This is a genomic window from Citrobacter sp. Cf088 (assembly GCF_030334295.1).
GTDB classification, from domain to species: domain Bacteria; phylum Pseudomonadota; class Gammaproteobacteria; order Enterobacterales; family Enterobacteriaceae; genus Citrobacter; species Citrobacter freundii.
Map to the genome: position 1 here is coordinate 177,362 of NZ_JAOWEE010000037.1, position 14,810 is coordinate 192,171.

Consider the following 14,810-nt stretch of genomic DNA (forward strand, 5'->3'; position numbering starts at 1 on the left):
GATTCCTCCATGGAGATGATTCAGGGGCAATATTGCGCGTTTAAGCGCACGCTATTCCCCCTCTTAGGTATTAACGATTAGTTATAGGTCAAGGTATACGCGGTGTTGGACTTCACGTAGCCCGACGTAACCTGTACTGCGCTGGACTGCTTGACGTAAGAAACGACGAAGTTGAATTTCGCCACGCCGTCGGCGCCGAATTCGCTATCATGGATATCGGCAGCATCGTTGATTTTGACCTGTTTGTAGGCCAGCGTCGCGCCGGAACCGTCGACCTGGTGGATTGCCAGATTCACGCCGGCTGCCGGGCTGCTGATGGAGTCATCGTTATTCAGCGTACCGCTGCTGTTGCTGAAGAAGGTGGACGCCATGCTCAGGTGAGCTTTGGTGTTGGTATTCGTTGAACCGCAGTCTACGGTGATGTAGAACGACTCTGGCTGTACACCAACAGCGCCAAGCTGGACGCCCAGATCGGCCTGAATATCACCCACTTTAGCAGTGTTCAGCTGAACCTGACCGTCCTGGCTGCCGCCGTTAACGTGTGGAACACAGGTGTTATCGCTGACCAGACCGGCGAAATCAACCTGGCCGCCATCAATGGCAAATGCCGAGGTGGAGGCTGCAGACAGAACGAGAGACAGTGCAATTAACTTTAATTTCATTTAGAAATATCCTTGTTAAAAAAATAAATATTACGTCAAGCCGGCGCAATTATAGAGAATACCCTCGCTGTATAAAAATAACTCACATGGATATTTCCTTCGCTTCTTATTTATTTTGTTAATATATTATGTTTGTGTTAGGCCTAATTATGTTGTTTAAGTGTGATGCTTGTTTAATGTAAGGCTGTTTTTTATGTAAATAATGTGTTTTGTACAGTATCTGTATTGTTTTATTTGTGAGGTGAGTTTTTTTACTCACTATTATCTGATTTAAGAATGTTTTATTTTTATTGAGTTTGATAATCACATTTCATTTTTTACTATTATAAAAAATGAAATGTGGCTGAAGTTGAACTTAAAAGCTTGAGCGTTCGCCATCCCTTCGTTCATCAATCGCCGTACTTTAAAAAGGAGCTACTTCACGGCGTAAAATAGCCCCTTGAAAGGGCTTAATTAATCGTAAACCAGAGTATATGCGGTATTGGACTTCACGTAGCCCGCCTTGATCTGCACTGCGGTTGACTGCTTAACGTAAGAAACCACGAAGTTAAATTTCGCCACGCCGTCAGCACCAAATTTTTGTTTGTGGACGTCGCTAGTGTTGTTGATTTTAACCTGCTTGTAAGCCAGCGCCGCGCCGGAGCTGTCAACTTCATGAATCGCCAGGTTCACGCCAGCCGCCGGGCTGGAGATGGAATCATCGTTATTCAGCGTACCGTTGCTGTTGCTGAAGAACGTAGAGGCCATGCTCAGGTTGGCATTTGCGTTGGTGTTGGCTGAACCACAGTCGACGGTGATGTAGAACGATTCAGGCTGTACGCCGACTGCGCCAAGCTGGACGCCGCTATCGGCCTGGATATCTGCCACTTTGGCCGTGTTCAGCTGAACCTGGCCATCCTGGCTGCCGCCGTTAACGCGTGGGATGCAGGTATTGTCGCTGACCAGACCGGCAAAATCGATCTGGCCGCCGTCGAGGGCGAATGCAGAAGAGGAGAGCAGTGCGGCAGAGAGCGCGACCGACAGCGCGATGATGTTTTTCTTCACAACGAATATCCTTATATAGAGTGGTAATAGATGAATTGAAGCTGTAACAAAATGTTATTTTAATTCAGGGGCATTAAACCTGATATTGCGCAGATTTGTAAAATTCACCCCGCGTATAAGAATAATTTATTTATTCTTATTGGCTATTTTATTTTGTTGTTTTATCTCTCCGGTAAGGAAATTGTTTGTATGTCATTTGTTTTGGTTATGGATTGCCTTTGATTAAATGGAATAATGTAATGATTTGAGTTTTTTTTCGTAATATATAGACGATTTGCTGAATGAATTGTTATGGTTAATTGATCGGCAATAGCGAGTATATTGAACGGTTTTTATTTAATTTATTTCCGATATTGATGAATGTTATTGTTTTAGATATTTTAAATATTGAATTTAAAAAATATCATGTGAAATGATTTTAAACTATTCCCATAATGTGAATTAAAAGGGTTAGATATTATTTAATATGGTTTTAAATAACTTTATTGTGATTTCTGTTGCCCTTTTTTCTGCATAACGAAGACAACGCCCATTCGGTGTGTCTGGGCCTTTTGCACATTAAATTTCTGATTTATTCCTGGAAGGGTAATACAGGGGCGGTTTACCAGAGGGCGGGGCAGGGAGGCAGCTGACGCAGGCATTCTGCCAGCAGCTGTCCATCGGGGAAATGCAGTTCGGGCGCAATTTCAAACAGCGGCCACAGCATAAAACCACGGTTTTTCATGTCGTAGTGCGGCACGGTCAGGCGTTCGGTGTTAATCACTTCGTCGCCAAACAGCATAATATCGAGGTCCAGTGTTCGCGGTCCCCAGCGTTCAGCTTTGCGCACCCGGCCCTGTTGCAGTTCAATTCGTTGGGTATGATCCAGCAACGCTTCGGGGGCGAGAGCGGTATCCAGCGCTACGGCGGCGTTCAGATAGTCGGGCTGATCCTGTGGACCCAACGGGGGGGTACGATAAAACGAAGAAACCGCAACGATACGGCTGTCAGGGATTTCGCCGATCGCTTGCACGGCAGCATTCACCTGCTCCAGGGGAGAAGCTAAATTACTGCCGATGGCGATATAAACGACGGTCACGCGCTACCTTCGCGACGCGGTGCACGCTTACGCGGGCGACGATGGCGGCGGCGTACGTCAGGCTCTTCATCCAGTTCGTTCAGCATGCCTTTTTGTTCCGGCGGCGCTGAAACCTGGAATTCACCCCACCATTTCGCCAGCCGTTGCAGTTCAGCGTTGTGTTCTACTTCGGCACGCAGTGCTAACAGGTCGTAAGCTGCGCGGAACTTTGGATGTTCCATCAGCTTCCAGGCGCGTTTACCCTGACGACGGGACATACGTAATTGCAACTGCCAGATATCGCGAGTTAGCGAGGTCAGACGTTTCGGGATCGCCAGCGAGCGGCAGGCTTCGTCCAGCACGTCGTTCATTGCCAGCGCGAAAGCGTCGTAGTAAGCCAAACCGCTTTCTTGCGCAATTTTCTGCGCGGCTTCCAGTAACGGATACCAGAACATCGCGGCGAACAAGAACGCCGGGTTAACGCGCATATCATTGTTAATGCGGTTATCGGTATTCTTTAGTACCTGAGCGATAATGCGTTCCATCGGGCTGTCACCGTCTTCGGTGAAGTAGCGTGTAATGGTTGGGAACAGCGGCTGGAACAGGCTGTACTCACGCAGTTTTTTATAGGTTTCATACCCATAGCCCGCCTGTAACAGCTTCAGTGCTTCTTCAAACAGGCGTGCGGGAGGAATGTCGTTCAGCAGCGTTGCCAGACGCGGGATCGGCTCTGCGGTTTCCGGGCTGATACGCATGTCGAGCTTGGCGGCAAAGCGCACGGCGCGCAGCATACGCACGGGATCTTCGCGATAGCGCGTTTCCGGATTACCGATCAGGCGAATGATGCCCTCTTCGAGGTCCTGCATACCGCCGACGTAATCACGTACGGTGAAATCGGCCACGCTGTAATACAGGCTGTTTATCGTGAAATCGCGACGTTGGGCATCTTCTTCAATGGAGCCGAAGATGTTGTCGCGCAGCAACATACCGTTTTGCCCGCGTTGCGACGTGGTGCGATCGGCTTCGCTGCCTTCATGATGGCCGCGGAACGTCGCCACTTCGATAATTTCCGGGCCGAACATGACATGAGCCAGACGGAAACGGCGACCGACCAGGCGACAGTTACGAAACAGTTTGCGCACCTGATCCGGCGTTGCGTTAGTGGTGACATCAAAATCTTTCGGCTTTTTGCCCAGCAAAAGATCGCGTACACCACCGCCAACCAGCCATGCCTCGTATCCGGCCTTATTGAGCCTGTACATTACCTTCAGGGCATTTTCACTGATATCTTTGCGGGAGATAGAGTGCTGCTCACGCGGAATTACCGTCATATGTGGACGGGTGACGGCGAGCTCAGCCTCGCGCTCCTCGCGGCTTAGCACCTTGCGGCAAAAATTAGCGACTCGGGTAAAAATAGTGCACCTCGGTAGTGTCAAACTTCAATCAGAACAAGTGTTGCTGTGTAAAAATAGCGGCTAATCATAGCTCAGCGTGGCGCATTTGAGAATGCCGGATTTAAGATCGCTGATTCTGGCACTGTTGTCAGACGCCAGTTCTCAACGGCAAACTCCAGGATCTGGTCCACACGCATCTCCTGCCACGGGATATCGGCACGCTGGCCGAGAAAGCGTAGCGCGGCAATAATCACCGGGCGCGGATCGCCTTGCGGTAGCGCAGGTGCATGATTTTGTTTTGAAAGTTTAGCGCCTTGTTCGTTGAGCGCCAGCGGAAGATGAATATAGTCAGGCGCTTGCCAGCCAAACTGCTGATACAAAGAGATTTGTCGCACCGTGGGTTCGATGAGATCGGCGCCGCGAACAATCTCCGTTACGCCCTGAAAATGGTCATCAACTACCACGGCGAGATTATAGGCAAACAGCCCGTCGCGGCGGTGGATGATAAAATCTTCACCAGCAAGTTGCGGGTCAGCCTGAATCACACCGCGTAGCCGGTCAGTAAACTGCATCACGGGATGGCGTTGTTTAATACGGACGGCCGCCTGTTCTGGCCCGAGGCGTAACTCACGGCAGTGACCGTCGTAAATACCGCCGACGCTTTGAATACGCGCTCGCGTGCAGGTGCAGTAATAGCTCAGATCTTGCTGATGCAGCCAGGTAAGCGCCTCGCGGTAGGCTTCGTGGCGTTGGGATTGCCATAAAATATCGCCATCCCAGTGCAGGCCGTAATGTTCCAGCTGACGCAGGATCGTATCTGCAGCACCGGGAACTTCACGAGGGGGATCAATATCTTCAATGCGTACTCGCCAGATTCCGCGCCGGGCACGAGCCTGCAGGTAACTGCCGAGGGCGGCAATCAGTGAACCGAAATGCAGTTCGCCGGAGGGGGAAGGGGCGAAGCGGCCAATATAGTGTGAATCGCTCATTTTGCGGACTGACAAATAATAAGGCGGGAGAAACTCCCGCCTGTAGCAAATGTGGTAAAAATGACCGGATTAACCTGCCATCTGTTTTTCGCGGATTTCTGCCAGCGTTTTGCAGTCGATACATAGATCGGCTGTTGGACGCGCTTCCAGACGGCGAATACCAATTTCTACGCCGCACGATTCGCAGTAGCCGAAATCTTCGTCTTCTACTTTCTTCAGCGTCTTCTCGATCTTTTTGATCAGTTTGCGCTCACGGTCACGGTTACGCAGCTCAAGGCTGAATTCTTCTTCCTGCGCGGCGCGGTCCACCGGATCAGGGAAGTTAGCCGCTTCGTCTTGCATATGAGATACGGTGCGATCAACTTCATCCCTAAGTTGATTACGCCATGCCTCAAGAATACGCCTGAAGTGCGACAGCTGGGCTTCGTTCATATACTCTTCGCCCGGTTTCTCCTGGTACGGCTCCACCCCAGCGATGGCGAGAATACTCAGGGACGATGTTTTACGGTTTTGCCCTTCTTGCATGTTGCTTCTCCTTAACACGCACTATCGATCCCCATGTTCGGGGGAAAAATCAGGTCGCTATAAATAGCAGATGCTTTTCCGGATAGCAATTATCTAAACGTAACACTTGACAACCCTGTGAGGAAAAGCGTATTTGCCCACGCGCCCAGAATACTAATTAACCAAATGTTTACACCATTACAAGGTAATGGGCAACGGCTCTTTAAGAGTCATGCCATGGGCAGAAAGTTCCGCTTTATAAACCAGAATTTCTACCCCCTTAAGCTGTGCTTCAACTAATAATTGCGCATATTTTGCATCGATATGGTGCGCGGGTGAAAACCGTGTAATGGCTGAATGCAACACGGCGAAAAATATCACCGCCCGCTTGCCTTCTGCCGCTACGCTCATCAATTCCCGAAGATGCTTCTGACCTCGTTCAGTGATGGCATCGGGAAAATAACCCTGATCATTTTCCGCCAACGTGACTGATTTCACTTCAATATAGCAGTCAGGTCGGGAATCCGCCTGCAACAAAAAGTCGATACGGCTCCCTTCTGCGCCGTATTTTACTTCACTTTTCAAGGCACTGTAGCCTGAAACTTCCGAAATAAGCTCATTCTGAATAGCTTCTTTCGTTAATCTGTTGGCCCACAGTGTGTTAACACAAATAAAAGCACCCTTTTGCGTTTGTGTTAATTCCCAGGTATGGGGATATTTCCGTTTAGTATTTTCTGATGTCGAAAACCAGACTGTGTCCCCCGGCGTTGCACATCCGGTCATCGCGCCGGTATTGGGGCAGTGTAACGTTAACGTTGAGCCATCCGGGGTGATCACATCCGCTAAAAAACGCTTGTAGCGCTGGATGAGCGTTGCAGGTTGTAAAGGTGGAGAAAATTGCATCAACAGTCCCTTTAATTATTCAGTCAGCGTCCAGCGTTGCAACTGTGTGTAACGCGTGCGTCCTCGTGCGAATGAAGAGGAGTAAAGTGCGAACTCCGTGACCGGAAATGACCAGCCAAAGCCCGGTGGGGGGATGGGAACCGCGTGTCCGGCATCGCGCAGCAGCGTGATATGTGGGTGAAACGGCTGCGGGCTTTGATAACATCCGCTGCGCGCGGCCTGCGCCCGCAGCATATTCGCCAGTTGTAACAGTCCGCGCGGCGGCTGACGCATCCCCAGCCACACGACCCGCGAGCGCAGCCATTGTCCGGCATCATCGAGTTTGAGCGTAAAACCCGGCTGGCGAATGCGTCCCGCGAGTTGCGACAGCGCCTGCTGCTTCTCAGCGCTGACGTCGCCTAAAAAGGCCAGCGTCAGATGCAGATTATCGGCGGCGACGGGGCGACCTGCTTCAGGAGGGAACTGCGCGGCCCGCCAGTGGATTAACTGCTCCCGAACCTCGCCTGGCAATTCAATCGCAAAGAACAGCCTTTTTGGCTCAGACATGATGGATACTCGGTTATGAATTAACGCGATGCTACAATGCAGCGCGAAGAATGTTAACCCTCTGGAGCTATTTGTGACGTCGTTGCCCGTTGCCGCCGTAGTGCCTGAACTGCTTACCGCCCTTGATGCCTCGCCGCAGGTGCTGCTGACCGCGCCGACCGGTGCCGGGAAATCGACCTGGCTGCCGTTGCGACTGCTTGAACATGGTGGCATCAAGGGGCGGATTATTTTGCTGGAGCCGCGCCGTCTGGCGGCACGCAACGTGGCGCAGCGGTTGGCGGAGTTGCTGAGCGAAAAGCCCGGTGAGACCGTGGGTTACCGGATGCGTGCGCAAAGCTGCGTGGGGTCGCAGACCCGGCTGGAAGTGGTGACGGAAGGCGTTCTGACGCGCATGATCCAGCGCGATCCCGAACTCACTGGCGTCGGGTTAGTGATCCTCGATGAATTTCACGAACGGAGCCTGCAGGCCGACCTGGCGCTGGCTTTGCTGCTGGACGTACAGCAAGGTCTGCGTGACGATCTGAAACTATTGATCATGTCCGCAACGCTCGATAACGGGCGCTTGCAGCAGTTATTGCCCGATGCGCCCATGATTATCTCTGAAGGCCGCACATTCCCGGTCGAGCGACGGTATCAGCCGCTGGCGGCACATCTGCGTTTTGACGAAGCGGTGGCGATAGCCACGGCGGAGCTACTGCGCCATGAAAGCGGGTCGCTGCTGCTGTTTTTACCGGGCGTTGGGGAAATCCTGCGCGTGCAGGAACAACTGGCAACGCGTGTGGGCGGCGATGTTGTGTTATGTCCGTTGTACGGCGCGTTGACGCTGGCCGAGCAGCGCCTGGCGATTTTGCCCGCGCCGCAAGGTAAGCGCAAAGTGGTGCTGGCGACCAATATTGCCGAAACCAGCTTAACAATTGAAGGTATCCGGCTGGTGGTGGACTGCGCCCAGGAGCGCGTGGCGCGCTATGACGCGCGTACCGGTTTAACGCGGTTGATTACCCAGCGCATTAGCCAGGCATCGATGACACAGCGAGCCGGGCGTGCAGGTCGTCTGGAGCCAGGTATCTGCGTACATTTGCTTGCCAAAGAGCAGGCGGAAAGAGCGACGGCGCAGGGAGAGCCGGAGATATTACAGAGCGATCTGTCCGGACTACTGATGGAGCTGCTGCAATGGGGATGTACCGATCCTGAGCAACTGAACTGGCTGGATACGCCGCCCGCTATCAACCTGCAGGCGGCAAAACGGCTGTTGCAGATGCTGGGCGCGCTTGAGGGCGACAGGCTCAGCGCCCGTGGGCAGAAAATGGCGGCATTGGGTAATGATCCCCGTTTAGCGGCTATGCTGGTTAGCGCCAACAATGACAATGAAGCCGCAACGGCGGCAAAACTGGCAGCAATTCTGGAAGAACCGCCGCGCGGGGGCAGCACTGATTTAACTGTTGCGTTTTCACGAAATCAGTCCGCCTGGCAGCAGCGCAGTCAACAATTATTGAAACGGCTTAACGTACGCAGCGGGCAGCCCGACAGCGCGCTGCTTCCCTCGTTGCTGGCGCAGGCGTTTGCCGATCGGATCGCCCGTCGACGTGGGCAAGAAGGGCGCTATCAACTGGCCAACGGCATGGGAGCTATGCTGGATGTCGATGACGCCCAGGGGCGCCATGAGTGGCTGATAGCGCCGCTGTTACTGCAGGGTAGCTCATCGCCAGATGCGCGTATTTTGTTAGCGTTGCCGCTGGATATTGAAGTGTTGATGCAGACGTGTCCTGAACTGCTGCAACAGTCCGACACCATCGAATGGGATGAAACTCAGGGAACGTTAAAGGCGTTGCGTCGGTCGTGTATTGGCTCATTGACGGTAAAAGTACAGCCGCTGGCCAAACCCTCGGAAGAGGAGTTGCACCAGGCGATGTTGAATGGCATTCGCGATAAAGGACTCAGTGTGCTCAACTGGACGCCGGAAGCCGAGCAGTTTCGGCTGCGTTTGCAATGTGCGGCAATCTGGTTGCCGGAGTACGACTGGCCTGCGGTAGATGAAGATTCTCTTCTGGCGATGCTGGAGCGCTGGCTGCTGCCGCACATGAGCGGTGTGCACTCTCTACGCGCGTTAAAAGCAGTAAATGTGGGTCAGGCATTGCGCGATTTGCTGGACTGGTCAATGCTGCAACGTCTGGATAGTGAACTGCCGGCGCATTACACTGTGCCGACGGGAAGCCGGATTGCCATTCGCTATCATGAGGATAATCCTCCGGTATTGGCCGTTCGGATGCAGGAAATGTTTGGTGAAGCGAAGACCCCAACCATCGCCCAGGGACGCGTGCCGCTGGTACTGGAGCTGCTGTCTCCGGCCCAACGACCGCTACAGGTAACGAGCGATTTGAGTGCGTTCTGGCAGGGATCGTACCGTGAGGTGCAAAAAGAGATGAAAGGGCGTTACCCCAAACATGTCTGGCCGGACGATCCGGCGAATACCGCGCCAACGCGGCGCACCAAAAAGTATTCATAAATTGAGAGATTTCTTCTTCTGTCGCAGGGCGGAAGAACAGAGAATCGGGCCTTTGCGCCTGAATGTTGCGGAGAAAAAGCATGGCGGGGAATGACCGCGAGCCAATTGGACGTAAAGGGAAACCCTCGCGTCCAGTGAAACAAAAGGTGAGCCGTCGTCAACTCAGAGATGAAGAGTATGACGACGATTATGATGATGATGACTATGAGGATGAAGAACCGATGCCGCGTAAGGGTAAAGGCAAAGGGCGTAAGCCTCGTGGTAAACGCGGCTGGTTCTGGCTGCTGGTAAAACTGTCGATTGTTTTTTTGGTGCTGATCGCCATTTACGGCGTCTATCTGGACCAAAAAATCCGTAGCCGTATCGACGGTAAAGTCTGGCAGCTTCCGGCGGCAGTATATGGCCGCATGGTTAACCTTGAGCCAGAAATGCCCATCGGCAAGAACGAGATGGTGAAGCTGCTGGAGGCCACGCAGTATCGTCAGGTCTCGAAGATGACGCGTCCGGGCGAATTCACGGTACAGGCGAAGAGCATTGAGATGATTCGTCGTCCGTTTGACTTCCCGGACAGTAAAGAAGGGCAGGTGCGCGCACGTCTGACCTTTGATGGCGATCATCTGGACACTATCGAGAATATGGATAACAACCGCCAGTTCGGTTTCTTCCGTCTCGATCCGCGTCTGATTACCATGCTCTCTTCACCTAACGGCGAGCAGCGCCTGTTTGTCCCGCGCAGTGGATTCCCGGATCTGCTGGTCGATACGCTGCTGGCAACCGAAGACCGTCACTTCTATGAGCATGATGGCGTCAGCCTCTACTCGATTGGTCGTGCGGTGCTGGCCAACCTGACGGCCGGTCGCACGGTGCAGGGGGCGAGTACGCTGACTCAGCAACTGGTGAAGAACCTGTTCCTGTCCAGCGAACGTTCTTACTGGCGTAAGGCCAACGAAGCTTACATGGCGCTGCTGATGGATGCGCGTTACAGCAAAGATCGCATTCTTGAGCTGTACATGAACGAAGTCTATCTCGGTCAAAGCGGCGATAATGAAATTCGCGGCTTCCCGCTGGCGAGCCTCTATTATTTCGGTCGTCCGGTGGAAGAACTGAGTCTCGACCAGCAGGCGTTGCTGGTGGGGATGGTTAAAGGGGCGTCAATCTATAACCCATGGCGTAACCCGAAGCTGGCGCTGGAGCGTCGTAACCTCGTGCTGCGTTTGCTGCAACAGCAGCAGATCATCGATCAGGATCTGTATGACATGCTGAGCGCGCGTCCGTTAGGCGTACAGCCGCGTGGTGGAGTGATCTCGCCACAGCCAGCCTTTATGCAGATGGTGCGTCAGGAGCTTCAGGCGAAGCTGGGCGATAAAGTTAAAGATCTCTCCGGCGTGAAAATTTTCACCACCTTTGATTCCGTGGCGCAGGACGCTGCGGAAAAAGCGGCGGTGGAAGGCATTCCGGTGCTGAAGAAACAGCGTAAGCTGAGCGATCTGGAAACCGCGATTGTGGTGGTTGACCGATTCAGTGGCGAAGTTCGCGCCATGGTTGGCGGGGCAGAGCCGCAGTTCGCGGGCTATAACCGTGCGATGCAGGCGCGTCGTTCGATTGGTTCTCTGGCGAAACCGGCGACCTATCTGACTGCGCTCAGCCAGCCGAAGCTTTACCGCCTGAATACCTGGATTGCTGATGCGCCGATTGCGCTACGTCAGCCGAACGGTCAGGTCTGGTCGCCACAGAACGATGATCGTCGCTATAGCGAAAGCGGAAGAGTGATGCTGGTGGATGCGTTAACCCGCTCCATGAACGTACCGACGGTAAATCTGGGGATGGCGCTGGGCTTGCCTGCGGTAACCGATACCTGGTTGAAACTGGGCGCGCCGAAAGATCAGCTTAACCCGGTTCCGGCCATGCTGCTGGGGGCGTTGAACCTGACGCCAATCGAAGTAGCACAGGCGTTCCAGACTATCGCCAGCGGCGGGAACCGTGCGCCGTTGTCGGCGCTGCGTTCGGTTATTGCCGAAGATGGTACCGTGCTGTACCAGAGCTTCCCGCAGGCTGAGCGTGCCGTTCCGGCGCAGGCGGCGTATATGACGCTGTGGACCATGCAGCAGGTGGTTCAGCGTGGTACGGGTCGTCAGCTTGGCGCGAAATATCCTGGCTTGCATCTGGCAGGGAAAACCGGGACCACCAACAACAATGTGGATACCTGGTTTGCCGGGATCGACGGCAGCCAGGTGACCATCACCTGGGTGGGCCGCGATAACAACCAGCCAACCAAGCTGTACGGTGCCAGCGGCGCGATGTCGATTTATCAGCGTTATCTGGCTAACCAGACGCCAACACCGCTGGTGCTGACGCCGCCGGAAGATGTGGTGGATATGGGCGTGGACTATGATGGTAACTTTGTGTGTAGCGGCGGGATGCGCACGCTTCCTGTATGGACCACCGATCCTGATTCGCTGTGTCAGCAGGGTGAAATGCTGCAGCAGTCGGGGAATCCGTTCGATCAATCTTCTCAACAGTCGCAGCAGCAGCCTCAACAGCAGCAACCGCCGCAGCAAGAGAAGAAAGACAGCGACGGTGTAGCAGGTTGGATAAAAGATATGTTTGGCGGTAACTAACGCCAGCTTAAAAACCCGCTTCGGCGGGTTTTTCTTTTTGCGCTATATGGTTTTACTTTGCCTTGCCTGATGGCGCTGCGCTTATCAGGCCTGCGGAATTAAGGTAGCCATCCGGTACATTATTCGTTAAAACATTTCAGCCTAATTTATTAACCCTTTCTTTTCATCTGGTTATTTCTTAACCCCTCAGTTTTAGTAGGGGCGCGTATTGCTTGCTATCTCGCCAGAGTTTCGAATATTATGCTGCCGTTATAATAATAATTCTCGTTTACGTTATCATTCACTTTCATCAGAGAAATACCAATGGCGCGTCTTAAAACTGCTCAGCCAAGTTCATCACTGCGTAAAATCGCAGTAGTGGTAGCCACAGCGGTTAGCGGCATGTCTGTCTATGCACAGGCGGCGGTTGACCCGAAAGAAGAAACCATCACCGTAACTGCAGCTCCTGCTCCGCAGGAAAGCGCATGGGGGCCAGCGGCAACCATCGCCGCACGACAGTCTGCTACGGCGACCAAAACCGACACTCCGATTCAAAAAGTTCCTCAGTCTATTTCAGTGGTCACCGCCGAAGAGATGGCGTTGCATCAGCCAAAATCGGTCAAAGAGGCGCTTAGCTACACCCCGGGCGTTGCCGTGGGTACGCGTGGTGCGTCCAATACCTATGATTACCTGATCATCCGTGGCTTCGCTGCCGATGGCCAAAGTCAGAATAACTATCTGAATGGCCTGAAGATGCAGGGTAACTTCTACAATGATGCGGTGATCGACCCTTATATGCTGGAACGCGCCGAAGTGATGCGTGGTCCGGTTTCCGTTCTGTACGGAAAGAGCAACCCAGGTGGGTTGTTGAATATGGTCAGCAAACGCCCGACCACAGAACCATTGAAAGAAATTCAGTTCAAGATGGGCACTGACAGCCTGTTCCAGACCGGTTTTGATTTCAGCGATGCGCTGGATGATGACGGCGTATACTCTTACCGCTTAACTGGCCTGGCGCGTTCCGCCAATGCGCAGCAGCAGGGCGCAGAAGAACAACGCTATGCCATCGCGCCATCTTTCTCATGGCGTCCGGACGATAAGACAAACTTCACCTTCCTCTCCTACTTCCAGAACGAGCCGGAAACAGGTTATTACGGCTGGTTGCCGAAAGAAGGGACGGTGACTGAGTTGCCGAATGGCAAGCGTCTGCCTACCGATTTCAACGAAGGGGCGAACAACAATACCTATTCTCGTAACGAGAAGATGGTGGGCTACAGCTTCGATCACGAATTTAACGACACCTTTACCGTGCGTCAGAACCTGCGTTACGCGCAAAATAAAGTCTCGCAGAACAGCGTATATGGCTACGGTATGTGCTCCGATCCGCTCTATACCAAGGATCCGGCTAACAGCCCTTGTGCCAGCATTCCTCAGGCCGACTGGGATCATACGCTGACGCGTCAGTATGTTATCGATAATGAGAAATTGCAGAACTTCTCCGTCGATACTCAGCTGCAAAGCAAGTTCGCTACTGCCGACGTAGATCACACGCTGCTGACCGGCGTTGACTTTATGCGTATGCGGAACGATATCAACTCCTGGTTTGGCTATGCGGGCTCTGTTGCGCCGTCCGATATCTATAACCTCGACCGTAGCGACTTCGATTTTGGCTCACACCCAGGCCCTTCAGGTCCTTACAAAGTGCTGAACAAACAGAAGCAGACTGGCTTGTATGTTCAGGATCAGGCGCAATGGGATAAGGTGCTGGTTACTCTGGGCGGTCGTTACGACTGGGCTAAACAGGACTCTCTGAACCGTGTTTCTGGTGTAACGGATTCCCGCGATGATAAGCAATTCACCTGGCGTGGCGGTGTTAACTACCTGTTCGACAACGGCGTAACCCCGTATTTCAGCTACAGCGAGTCGTTTGAACCGGCTTCTCAGACGGGTGCAAGCGGTAATATCTTTGCGCCGTCCAAAGGTAAGCAGTACGAAGCTGGCGTGAAGTACGTGCCGAACGATCGTCCAATCGTGATCACCGGTGCTGTCTATCAGTTGACTAAAACCAACAATCTGATGGCCGATCCGAACGGATCGTTCTGGTCAGTTGAAGGCGGTGAAATTCGTTCTCGCGGAGTGGAAATTGAAGCGAAAGCGGCGCTGTCTGCCAGCGTCAACGTAGTGGGTTCTTATACCTACACCGACGCGGAATACACCACCGACACCAACTACAAGGGCAATACGCCTGCGCAGGTGCCAAAACACATGGCATCATTGTGGGGCGATTACACCCTTTATGACGGCGCGCTTTCTGGGCTGACGTTGGGTACTGGCGTTCGTTATACTGGTTCCAGTTATGGCGATCCGGCAAACTCCTTTAAAGTGGGGAGCTATACGCTGGTGGATGCGTTAGTACGTTACGATCTGGCGCGCGTCGGCATGGCGGGCTCCAACGTGGCGCTGCATGTGAACAACCTGTTTGACCGTGAATACGTCGCCAGCTGCTTCAATACCTATGGCTGCTTCTGGGGCGCAGAACGTCAGGTCGTTGCAACTGCAACCTTCCGTTTCTAATTTCTATTGGGCACGCTTTGCGTGCCCGTTTTACAAG

11 protein-coding genes are annotated in these 14,810 nt (G+C 53.1%); 3 read left to right on the forward strand and 8 right to left on the reverse strand.

Annotation, left to right across the window (positions count from 1 at the left end):
* Positions 1 to 77 precede the first annotated feature (77 nt).
* The 8 genes from OGV71_RS04975 to thpR all read right to left on the reverse strand — a co-directional run bounded on the left by OGV71_RS04975 (position 78) and on the right by thpR (position 7,099).
* Positions 78 to 662, reverse strand: coding sequence for a fimbrial protein (locus OGV71_RS04975; protein WP_071696614.1), 585 nt, complete (start codon positions 660 to 662; stop codon positions 78 to 80).
* 453 nt (positions 663 to 1,115) lie between these two features.
* Positions 1,116 to 1,706 (reverse strand): fimbrial protein, encoded by a 591-nt coding sequence (locus OGV71_RS04980; protein ID WP_071696615.1) that lies wholly within the window; start codon positions 1,704 to 1,706, stop codon positions 1,116 to 1,118.
* A 601-nt stretch (positions 1,707 to 2,307) separates the two neighbouring features.
* Complete coding sequence (gene folK, locus OGV71_RS04985) at positions 2,308 to 2,784, reverse strand: 2-amino-4-hydroxy-6-hydroxymethyldihydropteridine diphosphokinase (RefSeq protein ID WP_071696616.1); 477 nt, start codon at positions 2,782 to 2,784, stop codon at positions 2,308 to 2,310.
* Positions 2,781 to 4,178 carry a polynucleotide adenylyltransferase PcnB gene (gene pcnB, locus OGV71_RS04990; RefSeq protein WP_204584345.1) on the reverse strand — a complete coding sequence of 466 codons (1,398 nt, stop codon included), beginning with the start codon at positions 4,176 to 4,178 and terminating at the stop codon, positions 2,781 to 2,783. The genes folK and pcnB overlap by 4 nt, the downstream gene beginning before the upstream one ends.
* 71 nt (positions 4,179 to 4,249) lie before the next feature.
* Positions 4,250 to 5,146, reverse strand: a complete 897-nt coding sequence (gene gluQRS, locus OGV71_RS04995) for a tRNA glutamyl-Q(34) synthetase GluQRS (RefSeq protein ID WP_003837490.1) — start codon at positions 5,144 to 5,146, stop codon at positions 4,250 to 4,252.
* A 69-nt stretch (positions 5,147 to 5,215) separates the two neighbouring features.
* Complete coding sequence (dksA, locus tag OGV71_RS05000; protein ID WP_003018625.1) at positions 5,216 to 5,671, reverse strand: RNA polymerase-binding protein DksA; 456 nt, start codon at positions 5,669 to 5,671, stop codon at positions 5,216 to 5,218.
* Positions 5,672 to 5,848: 177 nt separating this feature from the next.
* Entirely contained in the window at positions 5,849 to 6,553 is a 705-nt protein-coding gene (gene sfsA, locus OGV71_RS05005; protein ID WP_204584090.1) for a DNA/RNA nuclease SfsA, read from the reverse strand.
* A 15-nt stretch (positions 6,554 to 6,568) separates the two neighbouring features.
* Positions 6,569 to 7,099 carry an RNA 2',3'-cyclic phosphodiesterase gene (gene thpR / locus OGV71_RS05010; RefSeq protein ID WP_204584088.1) on the reverse strand — a complete coding sequence of 177 codons (531 nt, stop codon included), beginning with the start codon at positions 7,097 to 7,099 and terminating at the stop codon, positions 6,569 to 6,571.
* 73 nt (positions 7,100 to 7,172) lie between these two features.
* Here thpR and hrpB point away from each other — a divergent pair, with 73 nt between their 5' ends.
* The 3 genes from hrpB to fhuA all read left to right on the forward strand — a co-directional run bounded on the left by hrpB (position 7,173) and on the right by fhuA (position 14,773).
* Positions 7,173 to 9,602 carry an ATP-dependent helicase HrpB gene (hrpB, locus tag OGV71_RS05015; RefSeq protein WP_204584086.1) on the forward strand — a complete coding sequence of 810 codons (2,430 nt, stop codon included), beginning with the start codon at positions 7,173 to 7,175 and terminating at the stop codon, positions 9,600 to 9,602.
* A gap of 80 nt (positions 9,603 to 9,682) precedes the next feature.
* Positions 9,683 to 12,220, forward strand: a complete 2,538-nt coding sequence (gene mrcB, locus OGV71_RS05020; RefSeq protein WP_204584084.1) for a bifunctional glycosyl transferase/transpeptidase — start codon at positions 9,683 to 9,685, stop codon at positions 12,218 to 12,220.
* Positions 12,221 to 12,523: 303 nt separating this feature from the next.
* Complete coding sequence (fhuA, locus tag OGV71_RS05025; protein ID WP_204584082.1) at positions 12,524 to 14,773, forward strand: ferrichrome porin FhuA; 2,250 nt, start codon at positions 12,524 to 12,526, stop codon at positions 14,771 to 14,773.
* Positions 14,774 to 14,810 lie beyond the last annotated feature (37 nt).